General features: G+C 48.0%; 12 protein-coding genes. 2 read left to right on the forward strand and 10 right to left on the reverse strand.

The genetic code is table 11. The features are described 5' to 3' along the window. Window positions 1-87 precede the first annotated feature (87 nt). From BGP75_RS04190 to BGP75_RS04225, 8 genes are all read right to left on the reverse strand, one after another. Window positions 88-492, reverse strand: coding sequence for a putative zinc-binding protein (locus tag BGP75_RS04190; protein WP_076715488.1), 405 nt, complete (start codon window positions 490-492; stop codon window positions 88-90). A 74-nt stretch (window positions 493-566) separates the two neighbouring features. After that, the gene (locus BGP75_RS04195; RefSeq protein ID WP_083704610.1) at window positions 567-1,400 is read right to left on the reverse strand and encodes a peptidylprolyl isomerase; all 834 of its coding nucleotides are present in this window, start codon (window positions 1,398-1,400) and stop codon (window positions 567-569) included. A 443-nt stretch (window positions 1,401-1,843) separates the two neighbouring features. Beyond that, entirely contained in the window at window positions 1,844-2,527 is a 684-nt protein-coding gene (gene narI / locus BGP75_RS04200; protein WP_076715491.1) for a respiratory nitrate reductase subunit gamma, read from the reverse strand. Window positions 2,528-2,547: 20 nt separating this feature from the next. Next, entirely contained in the window at window positions 2,548-3,273 is a 726-nt protein-coding gene (narJ, locus tag BGP75_RS04205) for a nitrate reductase molybdenum cofactor assembly chaperone (protein ID WP_076715494.1), read from the reverse strand. Window positions 3,274-3,275: 2 nt separating this feature from the next. Continuing rightward, entirely contained in the window at window positions 3,276-4,814 is a 1,539-nt protein-coding gene (narH, locus tag BGP75_RS04210) for a nitrate reductase subunit beta (RefSeq protein ID WP_076715497.1), read from the reverse strand. Between the two features lie 12 nt (window positions 4,815-4,826). Further along, a complete protein-coding gene (locus tag BGP75_RS04215; RefSeq protein ID WP_076715500.1) occupies window positions 4,827-8,579 on the reverse strand; it encodes a nitrate reductase subunit alpha in 3,753 nt (1,250 codons plus the stop codon). Window positions 8,580-8,797: 218 nt separating this feature from the next. After that, on the reverse strand, window positions 8,798-10,402 hold the full coding sequence (locus BGP75_RS04220) for an MFS transporter (protein WP_076715503.1): 1,605 nt from the start codon (window positions 10,400-10,402) through the stop codon (window positions 8,798-8,800). An 83-nt stretch (window positions 10,403-10,485) separates the two neighbouring features. Further along, the gene (locus tag BGP75_RS04225; RefSeq protein ID WP_076715506.1) at window positions 10,486-11,754 is read right to left on the reverse strand and encodes a nitrate/nitrite transporter; all 1,269 of its coding nucleotides are present in this window, start codon (window positions 11,752-11,754) and stop codon (window positions 10,486-10,488) included. 231 nt (window positions 11,755-11,985) lie between these two features. Here BGP75_RS04225 and BGP75_RS04230 point away from each other — a divergent pair, with 231 nt between their 5' ends. Then, a complete protein-coding gene (locus BGP75_RS04230; protein ID WP_076715509.1) occupies window positions 11,986-13,845 on the forward strand; it encodes a histidine kinase in 1,860 nt (619 codons plus the stop codon). Window positions 13,846-13,928: 83 nt separating this feature from the next. Then, on the forward strand, window positions 13,929-14,576 hold the full coding sequence (gene narL / locus BGP75_RS04235; protein ID WP_076715511.1) for a two-component system response regulator NarL: 648 nt from the start codon (window positions 13,929-13,931) through the stop codon (window positions 14,574-14,576). Between the two features lie 52 nt (window positions 14,577-14,628). Here narL and prsT read toward each other — a convergent pair whose 3' ends face one another. Continuing rightward, the gene (gene prsT, locus BGP75_RS04240) at window positions 14,629-17,454 is read right to left on the reverse strand and encodes an XrtA/PEP-CTERM system TPR-repeat protein PrsT (RefSeq protein ID WP_076715514.1); all 2,826 of its coding nucleotides are present in this window, start codon (window positions 17,452-17,454) and stop codon (window positions 14,629-14,631) included. 176 nt (window positions 17,455-17,630) lie between these two features. Beyond that, complete coding sequence (locus BGP75_RS04245; RefSeq protein WP_076715517.1) at window positions 17,631-18,692, reverse strand: hypothetical protein; 1,062 nt, start codon at window positions 18,690-18,692, stop codon at window positions 17,631-17,633. Window positions 18,693-18,881 lie beyond the last annotated feature (189 nt).

Here is an 18,881-nt window from a genome sequence, read left to right on the forward strand (position 1 = left end):
TTAAAGACCTGCTTGGATGACAGTTGGTTTCCGGGCTATGTGTATCCGGGTTATTCATATCCGGACAATCAATAGTAAAACAGCCCGTTAAGCACTGCTACCGACCAGGTTATCCACCACTATTGCTTTGATTCTTTTCACATCTACGGGATCAAAGTCCAGATTTGGCCGTTTTTTTATCCCGTATTTAGTCAGGGTGTAGTGGTATGTTGATTCGATTCCATGATTGTTAAGACAGTTCTTAACGCAGTGGAGGGGGCAGCCATCCAGTGAAATGATGGGTCGCCCTGATTTGGCGACCTTCACCAGGTTTTTTACCCCTCCGCCAACGCCTGCGATGCAGGACATTTCCGCTTGTCCTTCACGAAAGAGCTCAATAGCCACTTGATTGGCCAGTTGAGCAATATTAGAACATCCGGAGCAGGAGTATATCAGCGGGAGTGCTCCGGTAGAGTTGTCGTTCTGAGTCCTGATGGCGTTGATTGCTTTCATGGTATGGGTTTACAGGTGTTTGTATCCTGAGATTGAGTTCTTCGGAATCAATAGCTACTCTCTGTGTTTCTTCATTACTGAACGAGAGGAGAATCGGCAGCGTTGATATCAAATCCTTCGATTTCAGCTTCCCCTGCGAGAATACCGATATACTGGCTGATTGCTCTGCGATAGACCTGATGGTCGAGGTAGTGAGATATTTTGTCTTCTACTGCTTCGAATGGTAGAGGTTCTCCTTCCACCCGATGATCGACTCTCAATACATGATAGCCGTAGCGGGAGCTAATCGGCTTATCAAACAGTCCCTCAGCTGCTGCAAACATGACTTTTTCAAATTCTGGTACGGTGCTGCCTTTACTGAGTTGACCAAGGCTACCGCCTATATCCTTGGAGGGGCAGGCAGAATGAAGTTGCGCCAGGCTTGCGAATTGCTCTGGTTGGGACTTGAGGGTTGCTATCAGTTCTTCGGCCAGAGCTTTCATTTCTATTTGCTTTTCGTCGTCGTCGGGGGCCGCTGCGAGCAGTATATGGCTGGCTTCCAACAAAACCGGACTTTTGAATTTCTCCCGATTGGCCTCAAAGTAGGCTTTGCAGTCACTCTCATTGGCTTTAGGGGTGCTGATCTGTTGATCAAGCAGAGTGCTGATCAGTGTTTCCTCGTCTTCTGAGCTTATATCTCCGTCACCGCCAAGCCCTTCAGCCCGTGCTTTCTGAAGTAATAGTTCTCTGATAACCAGCGCTTCAGCTGCCTTGTTGACAGCATACTGGAGGGATTCAGCCGGATGGTGTTCAACTTCCTTGGAAATCGCCTCTTCACTGATTACGACACCGTTGACCTTAATGGCAGGTACGTCAGCTGTGGGTGTCTCGGGAGCTTCAGGAGCTTTTGGGATGCTTGGACAAGACATAATGCGACCTTTAAATCGAGGTGATACTTCAATAACAGTTGTTCAATAACTATTCTTCGAATAAGACTTGCTAATTATCTCAGCCGAGTTGTTTAAACAACTTGAGTTCGGTTAACTGGATCTCATTTGAAGAGTATTCATTGGTTTTTTTTCATATCGGGTAACCTCCGTGTCAGTACGTCGGTATCCTGAAGAATGGGCTGTCGTTCAAATATGTTTTATCTGGATACAGGGCTATTTGCAACATTGCAATAAAAGCAAAGATGCTGACTTGGTAAGACTAATAGAGAAGAGCAGGACCCGGTGAGTCATAAAACAAGGGCCTGCTTCAATCTTCAGAATTCCACTAACCTATCATCAGAATGAACATTTTACGTTGTTCATCTGGGGCGGAAAAGCTGGATCTCATCGGTATGAAATCCAGCTGTTTCAACCTGTTGATACTAGCGGTGAGTTTTTTGACGAACCAATTGATAGCTGCGACCCAGGTACCAGACTGGGGCACTGATGACGTGAACCAGACGAGTAAACGGGAATACCAGCAACAGGGTCATGCCGAAGAATACATGAAGCTTGTAGATCAGTCCTACAGGTTCCATGGCGACTGCAGCGTCAGTGATCTGGAAGGTGACGATGCTCTGGGCCCAAGTACCCAGCAGAACCATCACTGAACCGTCCATATGCCCGGCAGAAGCGAAGATAGTCGCCAAACCTAAAAGCAGCTGAATTAACAGCAACCAGAGGATAACGATATCGGACATAGAACTGGTCGCACGGATACGTGGGTCAGTCATACGACGCTTCAGCAGTCCAACCAGACCGTACAGGCAGATCAGACCAAAAATACCACCGGAAACCATAGCCAGCAGCTGCTTGGCTTCGGTTGAGATAAAGTGATGGTAAATGGCTGCGGGTGTCAGCAGACCGACAAAGTGTCCCAGTAGTACAAAAATAACACCAACGTGGAAGCAGTTGCTGGCAACGCGTAAATCGTTGCGAAGCAGCTGACTGGAACCAGATCTCCAGGTGTATTGCTCGCGATCAAAACGCACCCAGCTACCCAGTAGCAGGATAACGATCGCAACGTAGGGATAGATCCCGAATAACAGCATATTTGAGTAAGACATAATTATCTCCGCACTCTTTATTAGTGGTTCTGAGAGCTTGTTAATTCAGAAGGCATCCAAGTGATTGGAACTGCTTCATCATTTTTTGTTGGTGGTCGATGCGTCTGTGGACGGCAACCTGCCTCGGGCGATTGATTCGCCATAAAGGTGACCTGCTCTTCTTCCCAAACCTTGTCCATTGCTTCCATGGTGTCGTCGCGCTCTTCAGCTGCGGCTTCCGCCTTCAGCTTTTCGATGTCCACCTGGGTGCCACCGATAATAAGAAGTGCGTCAAACAGCACAGAATAAAGACTCTGGCGTTCCTGCAGGCGAGCGCTGATCACACCAAAGATGTGACCTACATCTGCCAAACCCTGGCGGGCTTCAATTTCTGGCCGTTGAGCCAGGAATTCCAGATACAAAGGGATGTAATCAGGCAGCTCACGAACGGCAATGTCGTAGCCATTGCGCTCGTAGTTGGACATCAGGTCTACCATCGCCTGTCCACGATCACGGCTTTCGCCGTGAACGTGTTCAAACATCAGCAGAGACACCGAACGGCCTCGATCAAACAGAACACCGTATTCTTCCTGAACTTCCATCAGGTCACGGCGGCAGACGGAATCTACCAGCCCGACCATCTGCTCGCGCAGCTCGGGAGGAATTTCCCGAGCGGAGCGGACTTCTTCAGTGAGTTCTCCTGCAAATTGCTGGAGCTCTTCTGTGGGGTAGTTCATTAGCACTGATATAACTTTAAGAATATTCATGACTAATCCCAAATTTGAACGGTGTCGATGATATCCCTTCTGTTTGTTTTCTTGCCGCCAAACAGGTTGAGATCACTTGTACCTGTTGAACAACCATTACCAAAGCTGAATCCACAGCCGCCACGCTCGTCGAACGCTTCATGCATTGCGTCTTCGCGGTGGGCGGTCGGTACCACATAACGGTCCTCGTAGTTAGCGATCGCCATGTAGCGGTACATTTCACGGACCTGCTTCTTAGTCAGACCAACGTCCTTCAGCACTTCAAGGTCTTCAACGTTATCGACCTCTTCTGAACGTTTGAAGGCACGCATTGCCAGCATCCGCTTCAGAGCCAGGGTTACAGGTTTCTCATCACCGGCGGTCAGCAGGTTGGCCAGATACTTGACCGGAATACGCAGCGAATCAACATCAGGGATAACGCCGTTCATGCCTACGTGGCCAGCTTCTGCAGCGGACTGAATCGGGCTCAAGGGTGGGATGTACCAAACCATTGGCAGTGTGCGATATTCAGGGTGCAGAGGCAGAGCCACTTTCCAGTCCATCGCCATTTTGTAAACTGGAGATTTCTGAGCTGCAGAGAGGACAGAGTCTGGAACGCCATCTTTGCGAGCTTGCTCGATAACCTGTGGATCAAACGGATCAAGGAATACTTCCAGTTGCTTCTCGTAAAGATCAGTCTCAGAAGGTGTGCTGGCTACTTCTTTAATACGGTCCGCATCATAGAGCAATACGCCCAGGTAACGGATACGACCAACACAGGTCTCGGAACATACAGTCGGCATACCCGCTTCGATACGTGGGTAGCAGAAGATACATTTCTCAGACTTACCGGACTTCCAGTTATAGTAGATCTTCTTGTACGGGCAGGCGGAAACACACATACGCCAGCCGCGGCACTTGTCCTGGTCGATCAGAACGATACCGTCTTCTTCACGCTTGTAGATTGCACCTGATGGGCAGGATGCAACACAGGCTGGGTTCAGACAGTGCTCGCACAAACGTGGCAAGTACATCATGAAGGTGTTCTCGAACTCGCCATACATTTCTTTCTGGATGTTGTCGAAGTTCTTGTCCTTGCTACGCTTGGCGAATTCAGTACCAAGAATTTCTTCCCAGTTTGGACCCCATTCGATCTTCTGCATGCGCTTGCCGCTGATCAGCGAGCGAGGGCGTGCAGTAGGCATGTGATCTCCCAGCGGCGCGGTGTGCAGGTGCTGGTAATCAAAGTCGAACGGCTCATAGTAGTCGTCGATCTGAGGCAGATCAGGGTTCGCAAAGATGTTGGACAAAATACGGAACTTGCCACCGATCTTCAGTTCAATGTTACCGTCTGCCTTGCGCTGCCAGCCGCCATTCCAGACGTCCTGGTTTTCCCATTCTTTCGGATAACCGATACCTGGCTTGGTTTCAACGTTGTTGAACCACGCGTACTCCATGCCTTCCCGGGAGGTCCAGACATTTTTACAGGTTACGGAACAGGTATGGCAACCGATACACTTATCAAGGTTCAGCACCATGCCGACTTGTGAACGAATTTTCATAATGCTGGCTCCTTAAACTTCTGTAGGCAGTGGCTGTGGAATTTGATCGTCTTCGCCGTCGAGCCAGTCAATCTTGCTCATCTTACGAACGACAACAAATTCATCACGGTTACAACCTACGGTGCCGTAGTAGTTGAAACCATAAGACTGCTGTGCGTAACCACCGATCATATGGGTCGGCTTAGTCACAACACGGGTCACGGAGTTGTGCATACCACCACGGGTTCCGGTTGTTTCAGAACCTGGAATGTTGGTGATACGTTCCTGTGCGTGATACATCAGGGTCATACCTTCGTTAACGCGCTGACTGACAACAACACGGCAGGTAATTGCGCCGTTGACGTTAAAGACTTCAACCCAGTCGTTGTCTTCGATGCCAACTTTTTGTGCGTCTACTTCAGACATCCAGATGATTGGTCCACCACGAGACAGGGTCTGCATCAACAGGTTGTCGGTGTACACACTGTGGATACCCCATTTTTGGTGAGGTGTGATCCAGTTCAGGGCGATCTCAGGATTGCCGTTGGACTTTTTGTTCATGATCGGACTAACAGTCTTGGTGTCGATCGGTGGACGGTAGCTACATAGTTGCTCACCGAAGGCCTGCATCCACTCATGATCCTGGTAATACTGTTGACGACCGGTAATGGTTCTCCATGGAATCAATTCGTGAACGTTGGTGTAACCCGCGTTATAGCTCACATGTTCGTCTTCCAGTCCGGACCAGGTAGGAGATGAAATAATCTTACGAGGCTGAGCCACTACATCACGGAATCGAATCTTCTCTTCCTGCTTTGGCTTAGCCAGGTGAGTGTGGTCGCGACCAGTGAATTTACCCAGTGCGTCCCAGGCCTTGACTGCAACGTTACCGTTGGTTTCAGGGGCCAGAGTCAAAATCATTTCTGCGGCGTCTATTGCGGACTCCAGGTTTGGACGTCCTTCACTGATGCCTTCGTCAGTCACGCGATGGTTAAGGTCACCCAGCAGCTTAACGTCTTCTTCGGCGTTCCAGCTGATGCCCTTACCGCCGTTACCCAGTTTCTCCAGTAGAGGACCTACGGAGGTGAACTTCTTGTAGGTATTAGGGTAATCACGCTCAACGACAACCATGCTAGGAGCTGTTTTTCCTGGAATCAGGTCACATTCGCCTTTCTTCCAGTCTTTGGCGCCGTAAGCCTGACCCAGCTCGCCTGCGGTATCGTGCAGCAATGGAACAGTAACGATATCTTTCTCTACGCCGAGAACACCTTCGGAAACTTCTGAGAACGCTTTGGCGATGCCCTTGTAGATTTCCCAGTCACTGCGCGCTTCCCAAGCAGGGTCAACAGCTTCGGTCAGCGGGTGAATGAAGGGGTGCATATCAGAGGTGTTGAGATCGTCTTTTTCGTACCAGGTTGCTGTTGGCAGTACGATATCAGAGAACACACAGGTAGAGGACATGCGGAAGTCCAGAGTGACTACCAGATCCAGTTTACCGGTCGGTGCATTTTCAACCCACTCGACTTCTGTCGGACGTACGCCGTCGACACCATTGTCATCATTCATCACGCCGTTCTTGGTGCCCAGGAAGTACTTGAGGAAGTACTCGTGACCTTTACCGGAAGAACCGAGGATGTTGGAACGCCAGATGAACATATTGCGCGGGAAGTTCTCTGGGCTGTCTGGATTCTCACAGGCAAACTTGATACCGCCACTCTTCAGCTCTTGTACCAGATAATCCTTTGGATCCATGCCTGCTTCTTCAGCAGCTTTGGTGACTTCCAGTGGGTTCTTGTTGATCTGCGGAGCAGATGGCAACCAGCCCATACGCTCTGCGCGAACGTTCCAGTCAATCATATGCTCAGGGAAAGTACTTTCGTCAGCAAGTGGAGAAAGAACTTCCTTGGCATTCAACTTCTCGTGGCGCCACTGACTGGTGTGCGCGTAGAAGAAGGAGGTGGAGTTCATGTGACGAGGTGGACGGCTCCAGTCCAGACCGAATGCCAGTGGCTGCCAACCCGTCTGCGGACGCAGCTTTTCCTGACCTACGTAGTGAGCCCAGCCACCACCGGACTGACCGATACAACCACACATCATCAGCATGTTGATCAGGCCACGGTAGTTCATGTCCATGTGGTACCAGTGGTTCATGGCGGCACCAACGATGATCATCGAGCGACCCCGGGTCTTGTCGGCGGTGTCTGCGAATTCGCGGGCTACCTGAATCACCTTGTCACGGCTGACACCGGTGATCTTTTCCTGCCATGCCGGAGTGTAAGCGATATCGTCGTCGTAGCTGGTTGCCACGTTGCCGCCACCCAGACCACGATCAAGGCCGTAGTTGGCCATCATCAGGTCGTACACGGTAGCGACCTTGGCTTCAGAGCCGTCAGCCAGCTTAATGGTGCGGGCTGGAACGTTACGGACCTGGATATCATCCTGGTTGTTAGCCGTGAAGTAAGCATGTTCCTGGCCACCAAAGTAAGGGAAGCCAACAGGTACTGCGTTCTTTTCACCGTCAATAAGGGATAGTTGCAGTTTCGTTTCGGCGCCCTTAAGACCTTCGCGCTGTTCCAGATTCCACTTACCGTCTTCACCCCAACGGAAACCGACAGATCCGTTTGGTGCAACCATTTCACCGCTCTTTTCATCAAAAGCGATAGTTTTCCAGTCCGGGTTGTTGTCCTGACCCAGATTACCGTCAAGGTCTGCTGCACGAAGGAAGCGAGTGGACTTCAGGACACCGTCTTTATGCTCTTCCAGCATAACCAGCATTGGCATGTCGGAAGTTTGACGAGCGTACTCAGTGAAGTATTCGCTAGGCTTGTCGAGGTGGAATTCTTTCAGGATAACGTGACCGAACGCCATCGCCAGGGCAGCATCAGTGCCTTGCTTGGGGTTTAGCCACATGTCGGTCAGCTTGGATACTTCGGCGTAATCCGGGGTGATGGAAACAGTCTTGGTTCCCTTGTAGCGTACCTCAGTGAAGAAGTGAGCATCCGGAGTACGAGTCTGAGGAACATTGGAACCCCAAGCAATAATGTAGTTGGAGTTATACCAGTCTGCAGATTCTGGTACGTCAGTCTGCTCACCCCAGGTCATTGGAGAAGATGGAGGCAGGTCACAGTACCAGTCGTAGAAACTCATGCAGACACCACCAATCAAGGAAAGGTAGCGAGAACCTGCTGCATAGGAAACCATGGACATCGCAGGAATTGGCGAGAAGCCGATGATACGGTCAGGACCGTATTTCTTCGCCGTGTATACGTTGGCGGCGGCGATCATTTCGTTAACTTCGTTCCAGGAAGAACGAATAAAGCCACCCATGCCACGCTTGGTCTTATAGGAGTCGGCTTTGGCCTGATCTTCAACAATTGATGACCAGGCATCTACTGGAGACATGCTGCGACGGGCATCGCGCCATAGCTTTAATAATGGCTTACGCACCTTAGGGTACTTAAGACGGTTGGCACTGTAAGTGTACCAGGAATAACTGGCACCACGCTGACAACCACGAGGTTCGTGGTTTGGCAGATCAGGGCGAGTACGAGGGTAGTCGGTCTGCTGGGTTTCCCAGGTGATCAGGCCGTTTTTAACATAAATTTTCCAGCTACAGGAACCAGTACAGTTTGCACCGTGAGTGGAGCGTACGATTTTGTCGTGCTGCCAGCGGGATCTGTAACTATCTTCCCAGGCGCGGTTTTCGTTGGTCACTTCACCGTGACCATCTGCGAACTCGCCCTGTTTTTTCTTAAAGAACTGTAAGCGATCTAAAAAATGACTCATTGCCTTTAACTCCAAATGGATTGAGTTTTTTAGGGACTCGGCCCCTCAGCGCATGATTATTATTAGTTATCTTCCATGATTACGGCGGTAAACCGTTGACCAAAATGCCACCTGAAAGCGCTCTCTCAGGTGGCTGATTTGTGGATCTTCCTCAAATCATGTAACAAGCGCGTCGTAATTAACCCCTCCAGTTAAGCGGAGGGGTTAAGAGTTACAAATTAAGGATTCTTGAATTCAGCACCTGGACGCAGGTAGTACCACCAGTTGATAGCAATACACAGGGCATAGAAAACAGCGAAGCCGTAAAGTGCATTCTCTGGAGTGGTCAGCTTGATCTGCTCACCAAGAACCTTAGGAATAATGAAAGCACCGTAAGCGGCAACTGCTGAAGTCCAACCCAGTACCGGGCCAGCCTGCTCTTTGTCGAATACCATTGAGATGGTGCGGAAAGTGGAACCGTTACCGATACCTGTTGCTGCAAACAACACAAGGAACAGAATCAGGAAGGGTACAAAGAACTCTTCAGGAGTCGCTGAGGCATATGCTTGCTTCATGTAGTAAGCAACGCCTACTGCGCTTGCGATCATAACGATGGCACATAGCTGAGTAACCTTGGCACCACCAACCTTGTCCGCAATCCAACCGCCCACAGGGCGGATAAGAGCACCGATGAAGGGGCCCATCCAGGCGTACATTAAGGCACTTGGACCGTTAGGATTGGCCAGATCATGGTTCATTACACCGTCAACCAGTACGTGCTGGTAGCCGAAGATTACTTTGATGGAAAGACCGAAAGCAGCAGCAAAACCAATGAACGATCCAAAGGTCATGGTGTAGATAACACTCATGGCCCAGGTGTGCTGGTTATTGAAAATTTTGTACTGACGGTTAAGATTCTGCTTGATCTGGCCAGGCAGCAATTTCAGCATAAATACAGTCAGGGCAATAACGATCGGTAGTACGATCCACTTACTGACACCAAAGCCGGAACCACCGACTTTCTCAGGAAGCAGCAGCCATAAGCCGAACAGCGCAGCAATGAAGCCTATGCCCAGCATGCCGCTGATCATTGAGAAGGAAGCGATTGGAGACGGCAAATCAGGAGTGACATGGTCAGCCTTGATGTTGTTCATACCGAACCAGCCGATCAGGGCCAGTGGAATCAGGAACACCAGCCATACGTAACCGGCATTATGAATCCAGGCGTCAGACCCGGCAGGAATCTTACCGATCAGGGTACCGGAAGTGTTGACCAGCTCCATCGGCTCACCACCGAAGATACCAAAGGTCATAACCAGAGGTACCAGGATCTGCATGGTAGTAACACCGAAGTTACCTAAGCCCGCATTCAAACCCAGAGCCAAACCCTGCTGCTTCTTAGGAAAGAAGAAGCTGATGTTGGACATGGAAGATGCGAAGTTACCACCACCGAAACCAGAAAGCAGGGCCAGGATCTGAAACACCCAGAGAGGAGTATTCTTGTCCTGCAAAGCGATACCGGCACCGATTGCTGGAAGCATCAGCAAGGCTGTGGTGAAGACGATGGTGTTGCGACCACCGGCCAGACGAATGAAGAAACTACTCGGTATTCGCAGGGTTGCACCGGTAAGCCCGGCCACAGCCATTAGAGTGAAGAGTTCTGACTTGGCAAATGGGAATCCGAGGTTCAGCATCTGAATGGTGATGATGCCCCAGTACAGCCATACGGCGAAGCCACAAAGCAAGCTTGGGATGGAGATCCAGAGATTGCGATTAGCAACCTTCTTTCCTTCGCTCTCCCAAAACTTGGGATCTTCGACGTCCCAGTTTTTTATATCTGACATTGAATTGCCTCCAAATGAGCAAAAAGTACTTCAAACCAAAAAACGTAAACCATAAACACTAACTACAAATTCAGCTGCCACGCTTATTCCAGCTCAGCGGCCATGTTCTCCTTAAAGTTGTTTTCCTCAGCGCCTTTTTCTTTGGCGAATGACCAGTGCATCCATACCAATGAAACGCAGGTTGCACCGTAAAGAATCATGAAAATCGCGGAATTGATGTTGAACATGTCGATGAAGAAGCCAAACATGATCGGTAGCAGGAAGCCTCCGAGACCACCGGCCAGACCAACCACACCGGAGACGACGCCGAGATTTTCCGGATATTCTTCAGAGAGGAATTTGAATACCGAAGCCTTACCGAAGCCCCAGGCGATACCAACGATGAACAGTAGAGCTGTGAATACCCAGACATTCAGACCAAACTCAAAAGTGGCGCTGCCACCATCGGCGGTCTGAACAGTGAAGGCTGTTTGCGGATAAGAAAGCAGGAACAAACAGACCCAGCAAATCCACATCACCCACCAGGTGACTTTGTAAGCGCCGTACTTATCGGAAAACCAACCACCCAAAGCGCGGATGATACCCGATGGTAGAACGAAGATGCTGGCGAGTAGCGCAGCCTGCTGGATTTCAAAACCATATTCGTTGATGTAATACTTGGTCATCCATAGAGAAAGGGCTACGAAACCACCGAATACGATGGAGTAATATTGGCAGTAGCGCCAGACGTTGCGATCTTTAAGGACTGAAAGTTGCTCTTTGAAGGTTACGTTGGAAGAAACTTTGTGGTCCGGGTCGGAGTAAGTGAACATCCAGTACAGCACCACAGTGACTGCCATGAATACCGCATAGACCTTCGGAACGGCAGTCCAACCGTAAGCGACGACGATGGAAGGGGCAATAAACTTTGTCACAGCCGCTCCGGCGTTTCCGGCACCGAAGATACCCATTGCCAGTCCCTGGGTATCTTTGTCAAACCACTTGGCGGTGTAGCTGATACCGACGGAAAAGGATGCACCTGCAATGCCGACAAAAAGGCCCAGAATCAGAAACTGCCAGTATTGGGTGGCTTCTCCAATCAACCACAGGGGCACCAGCATGGTGCACAGCAGTAACATAAATACCACTCTGCCACCGAATTTGTCGGTCAGCATCCCCGCAGGAAGTCTAAAGATGGCACCAGTCAAAATAGGGGTTGCGACCAGCAGACCAAACTGTGTTTCGGTCAGTGTTAGCAGCTCTTTGATTGGGATTCCGATAATCGAAAACATCACCCAGACTGCAAAGCAAGCAGTGAAGGCGTAGGTGTTCATGGTCAACACCGACAGCTGCTTTCTTCGAAATGATGCCATTTAACAACTCCGTGATAAAATGCTCGGTATGGTTATGGATGTGTAAGGTACCCATATCAGTGATATGGAAACTTGATCTAGATCATTCGGCTTTTGGCAATCGGGCTCCATCTACCTCTATGGTGGTAGTGTCTTGATGCTGTTTAATTTCTTGATAAATAAGATAAAAGTATATCTTTTTGATGTTTTGACAGATTCTGAAAGTATTCGGAAATATTTGGAGGTATTCGTGTGCAGAATGAAGAATTAGGCTCCACTAAACACCATTCCATCGTGTTTCGGGCTGCGCTCATTCTGTTCGGTGTCGGGATGTTAGTGTTTTTCAGCTGGTTGGCATCGGTGATCGTCACTGAGAGTACGGACGGTGATGCCGCCACGATTAATATCTCCGGATCTTTGCGCATGCAGGCGTATCGTATTGCTACGGTATTGGCTGCACCCAATGTTGACCTCAATAAGCTGGAAGCAGAAACGGCTTCTTTCGAGGCTCGCTTAAACAGTCCTGTGCTTACTCAGTATATTCGTATTGCCGGTGATCATAATGAGCTGACTCCTGCATATCAGAATGTGACGTCTTTGTGGAATAACAAAATGCGTCCGTTGCTTGACCCCGCCAGCGTACAGATTGATGAGAATCGGCAGGCATTTCTGGCTCTGGTTGATGATTTTGTAAATGATGTCGACCAGGTCGTACTGCTCATTCAGAACAAAGCCGAGGATAAAATAACGTTGCTTCGTGCTGTTGGCGGAATCAGCATGTTCGGCGTCGTCATCGTTATGGTTATCGCCATGTATGGCTTACGGTTAACCATTGTTGCGCCATTGAATGATCTGGTGCTGGCGGCTGAGAAAATTCGAAAGGGAGATATGTCGGCTCGTGTTACCTATAAGGGAGACGATGAGCTGGGCCTGTTGGGTGAATCCTTTAATCTGATGACCGATGAGTTAAGTCGGCTCTATGATGATTTAGAACAACGGGTCGTGACTAAAACCAGGAAACTGACCCAGGCCAATAATGCCTTGGCGCTGGTTTACGATATTACTCAACGGCTGAGCTATGAACAGCACCCAGAGAGCCAATTCACCAAAATTCTGGCTCAACTGGAAACGGCTACATCTTTGCGGGATATTCAGTTATGCATTGAAAAACCCAGCATTAAGAATGCGTTGCTAATTACGACCTCTGAGCAATCAGGAATATCCAGTAGCTGCGATTCACTGCTGCGTTGTGATACCTGCGATACCTGTGAGGAAAAACCGGATGGCAGTGGCTCCAGAGAATTTCATTATTTTCCGATCCGTGACAATGAAAAGCGCTATGGTACTTTGCAGGCCAGCACTGCCAATGGGATTGAAGCCTGGGAGAGGCGGCTGATGGAAACAGTTGCTGAATCCTTTGCCACACGTTTGCGTCTCAGCACCCATACTGAACAGCAGCGCCGTATCGTGCTGATGGAAGAGCGCACGGTGATTGCCCGGGAACTTCATGACTCTTTGGCCCAGGCACTGTCTTATCTGAAAATTCAAGTTACTCTGTTCAAAAACCTCTGGCGTAACGATGCGCCTGCCGAAAAAACCGAAGCCGTGTTGGACGAGCTGAGTAACGGGTTGAATTCAGCCTACCGTCAGCTCCGTGAGCTGCTGACCACCTTCAGGTTAACCACTGATGGCTCTGGCCTGGAACCAACCTTACGTAGTACCGTGGAAGAATTTAATCGTAAAGGGGTTTTTACTGCGACCCTGGATTATTCACTTTCCCAGCAAGCACTAAGCCCAAATGAAGAAGTCAATGTCATTCAGATTGTACGGGAGGCTCTTTCCAATGCTTTCCACCACTCGCAAGCGGACCAGGTTACTATTTCTTTATTTGATAACAATCAGGATAAAATTCTGGTCCAGGTACGCGACAATGGCATTGGTATCAAGGACAATCCAGGCAAAACAGCCCATTATGGTTTGGCAATAATGCAGGACCGAGCAGAAAGTCTGAAAGGGCGTGTGACTGTTTCACGGATCGAACCGACCGGAACCTGTGTTGAACTTGAATTTGCGCCTCAGGCCTTTGCAGAATTAAAGACGCTCAGTGGCTAAAGCGACTGGATAAAATGAAGATCAATGAAACTGGAATAGTTAACTGCTCCAATTGAAGTTTTCAAATATTTGAGGAATAACAATTGACCGAACAGAGTAAAATAGTTGTTGTTGATGATCATCCTCTAATGCGACAAGGAATTATTCAGCTACTGGCCCTGGAGCAGAGTTTTAGTGTTGTAGGAGAAGCGAGTAACGGCGAAGATGCACTTAAGGTTGTGCTTGAACAGGATCCAGACGTTGTCTTGATGGATCTGAATATGAAAGGAATGGATGGCATCGAAAGTTTAAAGCTGCTGCGGGAAAATGATGTCGGCGCAAAAATCATCATGTTTACCGTTTCAGACGAAAATGAAGATGTAATCAATGCCCTGCGTAGTGGCGCTGACGGTTATCTACTAAAAGACATGGAGCCGGAAGAATTACTGGAGCGCCTGAGAAGCGCCATCTCAGGACAGATGGTATTGAGCCCGGAGCTGATGCATATTCTTGCATCTGAACTACGCCATGATCCAAAGGTCCCGAAAGAGCCCGAAATCAGTAACTTAACCAAACGGGAAAAAGAAATCCTCAAACAAATTGCGGCGGGTCAGAGTAATAAACAGATTGGCCGAAAATTTGATATAGCTGAGGGCACCGTCAAGGTTCATGTCAAAAACCTGTTAAAGAAGATGAATCTTCGTTCTCGGGTGGAAGCGGCTGTCTGGGCTGTGGAGAACAAGCTGAAGTAGTGGCTGTTTATCGTCGGTTATTTATGCTGAATACTGGCTGTACTCAGTGAACTCATTGAGTTTTTGCTTGAGTTAATTCCCGCAAAAGCGTTTCTACTTTCGACATCCATGGCTTTTTGTTATTGGTATGCAATATCTGCTTGAGTTCGTGGATGGCTTCCTGCTGTCTTCCCAGTTCTATCAGGGTTGATGCAAGATGATACTTGATCATTGGATCACTGCTTCTTGATGAGGCTTCTCTGAGATATTCCAGCCCTTTTTGAAGCTCACCATTTGTAACCAGAATCCACCCATATGAATCCAAAGCGACAGATGATTTCGGCGCGATTTCCAGAGCCTTTGCGGCGGTCTCCAGGGCTCTGTGGTCATTCTGCAACTGGTAGATCCTGGATAGCCGACTGTAAACAAGAGCGTCGGAACGACCTTGTGCTAACAGGGTTTCATAATGTCTTTGAGCATTTTCAAACTGATTCATGGACAAGAATGTTCGTGCGAGATAGCGCCTGGCCTTTGCGTCATTAGGGTTTTGATCCAGCCAGAGCTGAAGCAGGTTTATCACTGAGGCCTTATCGCCCAAGTTGTACTTGGCATTAGCCATGCCAATAACCGCTGCTGAGGATGGTTCCTGATCAAAGCTTGCTTTGTAGGACAGGTAAGCTTCCGGAAAATGTTCTTTGCTGGTGGATATTTCACCTAACAGCAAATCAGCGATGGCTGTATCGTTTTCAGTCGCTTTTAACTCAAGTGCTTTAATTAATGCTGAGTCGTAGTTTTCTTCAAGTATATTGAGACGGATCTGTGCAACGCGTGCCTCTAGTAAATGGTCCGTTTTTGACAAATTGTAGAGGGTAAAACGGGCTCCTGAATAATCACCGATTTCAATCTGTAGTTTTGATATTTCCATTAACATGTCGGAAGGATATTCGTGTTGACGAGTTGCCTTACTGAGGTTGTTTTTCGCATCTATTATCAGATTGTTCCTGATTTGTGCTTTGGCTAAAAAGAAAAGTGCCAGATTTGAATCTGGATGCTTTCTTTTGAGGTGTAAGGCTTGATTCAAAGCTTCTTTATGCTGACCAAAATATAGATAGAGCTTAATGAGTTCTGATATAGCTTTAGGAGAGGCGTTTTTCAGTCGTGCTGCTTTTTCCAACCATTCTTGTGCTTGTTTTCTGTTTGATTGCGCAAGGCTCAATTCTGCAAGGGCTGTCAATACAAGCACTGACTCTGGATGGTTATTCAGTAGTAATTTTAATCGCTGCCCGGCTTCCTCATATTTTTTCTCATAGATGTCAAGTAACGCAAGGTTGTATTCAGAGCCCTGAAATCCAGGGTATACACGGGATGCCTTCTCAAAAGAAAGTCTGGCTTCACCATACTGATGACTGCTGAGATAGGTAGCTCCCAGCAAATTGTATAGGATTGGGTTATCAGGCTGCTTGTGAATCAGTTCATTGGCGATGTTCTGGGCCTTTTTAATCTCGCCTTTCCTCAAAAAAACTTGTGTCAGTATTACTCCCGCCCCAATTGATTTTTGAGAGTTCGCTTGATAAGCCTTGGTTAAGTTTTCAAATCCTTGGTCGACGTACCCCATCCCAAACCTGCTGAGGCCGAGGCTAGTGTTGATGCGGGGGTTGTCCGGCATTAATGCCGCCGCCTGTTCAAGGGTGTTCGACGCTTGAACAAATCTTTTTTTGCGGAGTAAAGCTTCACCCAGAAGATAGTAGACTTCTGCGTCATTCGGACTACTTTTTATAATTGAGTAGAGGATATCGATGGCTTTATCCGTTTGGCCCATCGCTAGTTTTATTGTGACCAGCAATTTTCCAATTTCAGGACTGTCTGGTTGAATTGTTAAATACTGTGTGGCCAGTACACTTGCCTGCTCAAGTTCCTTTGACATGTACTTGATAATAATCGCTGCCCGCAGCAATAGCGGTTCGTTCATCAGTACGTTTGGTGGAATGCGCCCTACCTGTTCATGCATTGATTTGAGAATAAAAACAGCTCTTTCCTGATCTCCTCGACGGGCCAGGACCTGACTTAGAATCAACCCGGCATTAAGGTCATAGGGTTTATTTTCATAAGCTATTTCGATACCTGATAAAGCTTCATCCAGATTGCCAAGCTTTAGATTTACCCGAGCCCTGGCTATTTGAGTTTTATGTGATTTAGGATTGAGGGTAATTGCCTGATTAAAGTTATCCAGGGCCGCTGTGAAACTCCCCATTGCTTCATTGATATTCCCACTTTCATACCAAACCGCATAATTGTCCGGAGCTAAACTAATGGCCTGAGCGAGTTTTGTTTTTGCTTCTTGCAGGTTACCCCCCGCCGCCAGTGTTGCGCTAATGCCGAGAATAGCTTCGATATCTGCAGGCGAATTAAGCGCCGCAAAGTTAAAGCTCTCCATTGCGTTTTCTAACTGACCTAACTCCAGATAGGCTCTACCTCGTAAATTGTAAATAACACTTGCCAGGGAATCCCTTGGATTGACTGCCTGGATTGTTGTCAATAATTCTGAGTATTTTCGTTGAGATAGAAGAATATTTCCTAATAATGGCTGCACTTTCTCGGGGCTGGCACCCAAGGTAAATGCTAATTGAGCTTCTTTTTCAGCAGCCCGAATGTTCCCTGTTTTAAAATAAATCTGTGCTATCAGAAGTCTTGAAGGCAGATGCTCAGGGTTATCTTTGAGGGCGTTCTTGAGGTGGATCTTGGCTTCGTCATAGCGTTTCAGGTTGTATTGAAGCACCGCATTTTCATAATTGTTGCCGGTGGAGGCTAAAGTACTGTTAGTGAAAAAAGATAGTGTGCTAATGCTACATATAGCAACTAGTATTAAGAGGCTTTGAGTCGAAAGTTTTAGTTTTTTCACCGAGCTACCGAATCTCTTAAGCAACCGTAATTGATGACAGTTGTTATTAATGATAGTCGTTAATGATTATTGTAGTTTAGGTTCCTTAGGTGATTGGTTGTTTGCTGTGACTCCCAGACAAAATTGAAGATGCATAAAAAAAACCGGCGATCTGCCGGTTTTTCTTAAATGTTGTTTCAGTGTGTCTGGTATCTGATAAGCCCTGCTAATCCAAGTACCAACAACATAGCGGTAGCGGGTATGGGAACGGGTATGTCTCCACCAGATGTATTTTCACCTAATACGGCAGCCCACTCCTCAAACCCGGATTCGGCAAAACCGTCGGTATTTGGATCAACATCGGTATTGGCTTCTCCAAAAGTGGTTACCAAATGAAGATACATGCCCCCAGAGTCGATGGCATTGGTGAATAAACTGGTTGGCAATTCAAACAGGTAGTCTTCATCACCACTGCCGTTAGAGCTGGCACGACTATCCAATATCAGCCCTCCAAATCCATCATCCTGCTTAGGAGCACCGTTACCGGCTGTACCATCATTATCGCGGTCACCACCAAAACGATCAAAATCCATATCGTAGACTAGCCCAGCCCAAGACGAGTCGGCAAAGGTGCTCATTCCTGAGTCATCGGTCGGCGTTGTTTTGTCTTCATCAGGACGGTATTGCTCAAGAATACCATTCGTCGATAAATGGACTTCAAATTCATCCAGACGAATTAGGGACTTATTTCCACCGGGTTCATTAATATCCAAGACTATCTGATACTTCCCGTCGACAATCATTAGATCGCTAAGCAATACAGCGTTGTTAAAATCATCACCATTGCCTGCCGTCGTATCTTTGGCGCCATTTACATAAAAACTATCATCCTGTAGAAAGGTTGGATCGACTGTCGTACCCCCATTAAATCCACCGTCCGTATTGTAGGCAGTTTCTGTAGTGATATTGGCGTTGTCATTTTGTAAGCGAAGAAAAGTATCACGATTACCGGACCCCGCTCCTTTTTCAGCAAAGACACTGATGGTCATATCCAAACTGGAGTCGCACCCGGAAATACCACAGAGGCTGACCGAAGTTTCACTACTGTTAACCCCCGTCGCTCCCGGATAAAGCTCAAAGTATGGCACATCGTCGATGATGGCTTTTGCATCAAGGCTGATAACAAGTGCTACGGGTACAAGAGCTTTTACAAGCATGGAACGGAGTGGGAAGGTTGTGCTGTTGGTGATATTTATCATTGCATGCACCTTCTTATAACTTACTCAACTCTCACCAGATTGATTTTCAAGTTGAGGTTAAGCTTTCTGTGAGCCGCTAGCTGACTTAGCACTATCAAGCTCATGTTTATCTGTTAAAAGCACATGCATAAACTGTACTACGATTTTTAATATAAATTTAATCAATGAGTTATATGTTATACAAACGAC

This window comes from Motiliproteus sp. MSK22-1 (assembly GCF_001968815.1).
Classification (GTDB): Bacteria; Pseudomonadota; Gammaproteobacteria; order Pseudomonadales; family Balneatricaceae; genus Motiliproteus.

Coding starts and splice junctions, on each gene's coding strand:
- narI (WP_076715491.1), bottom strand. CDS start 2,527: ATGTCTTACTCAAATATGCTGTTATTCGGGATCTATCCCTACGTTGCG.
- BGP75_RS04215 (WP_076715500.1), bottom strand. CDS start 8,579: ATGAGTCATTTTTTAGATCGCTTACAGTTCTTTAAGAAAAAACAGGGC.
- BGP75_RS04220 (WP_076715503.1), bottom strand. CDS start 10,402: ATGTCAGATATAAAAAACTGGGACGTCGAAGATCCCAAGTTTTGGGAG.
- BGP75_RS04225 (WP_076715506.1), bottom strand. CDS start 11,754: ATGGCATCATTTCGAAGAAAGCAGCTGTCGGTGTTGACCATGAACACC.
- BGP75_RS04245 (WP_076715517.1), bottom strand. CDS start 18,692: ATGATAAATATCACCAACAGCACAACCTTCCCACTCCGTTCCATGCTT.
- BGP75_RS04190 (WP_076715488.1), bottom strand. CDS start 492: ATGAAAGCAATCAACGCCATCAGGACTCAGAACGACAACTCTACCGGA.
- narH (WP_076715497.1), bottom strand. CDS start 4,814: ATGAAAATTCGTTCACAAGTCGGCATGGTGCTGAACCTTGATAAGTGT.
- narJ (WP_076715494.1), bottom strand. CDS start 3,273: ATGAATATTCTTAAAGTTATATCAGTGCTAATGAACTACCCCACAGAA.
- BGP75_RS04195 (WP_083704610.1), bottom strand. CDS start 1,400: ATGTCTTGTCCAAGCATCCCAAAAGCTCCTGAAGCTCCCGAGACACCC.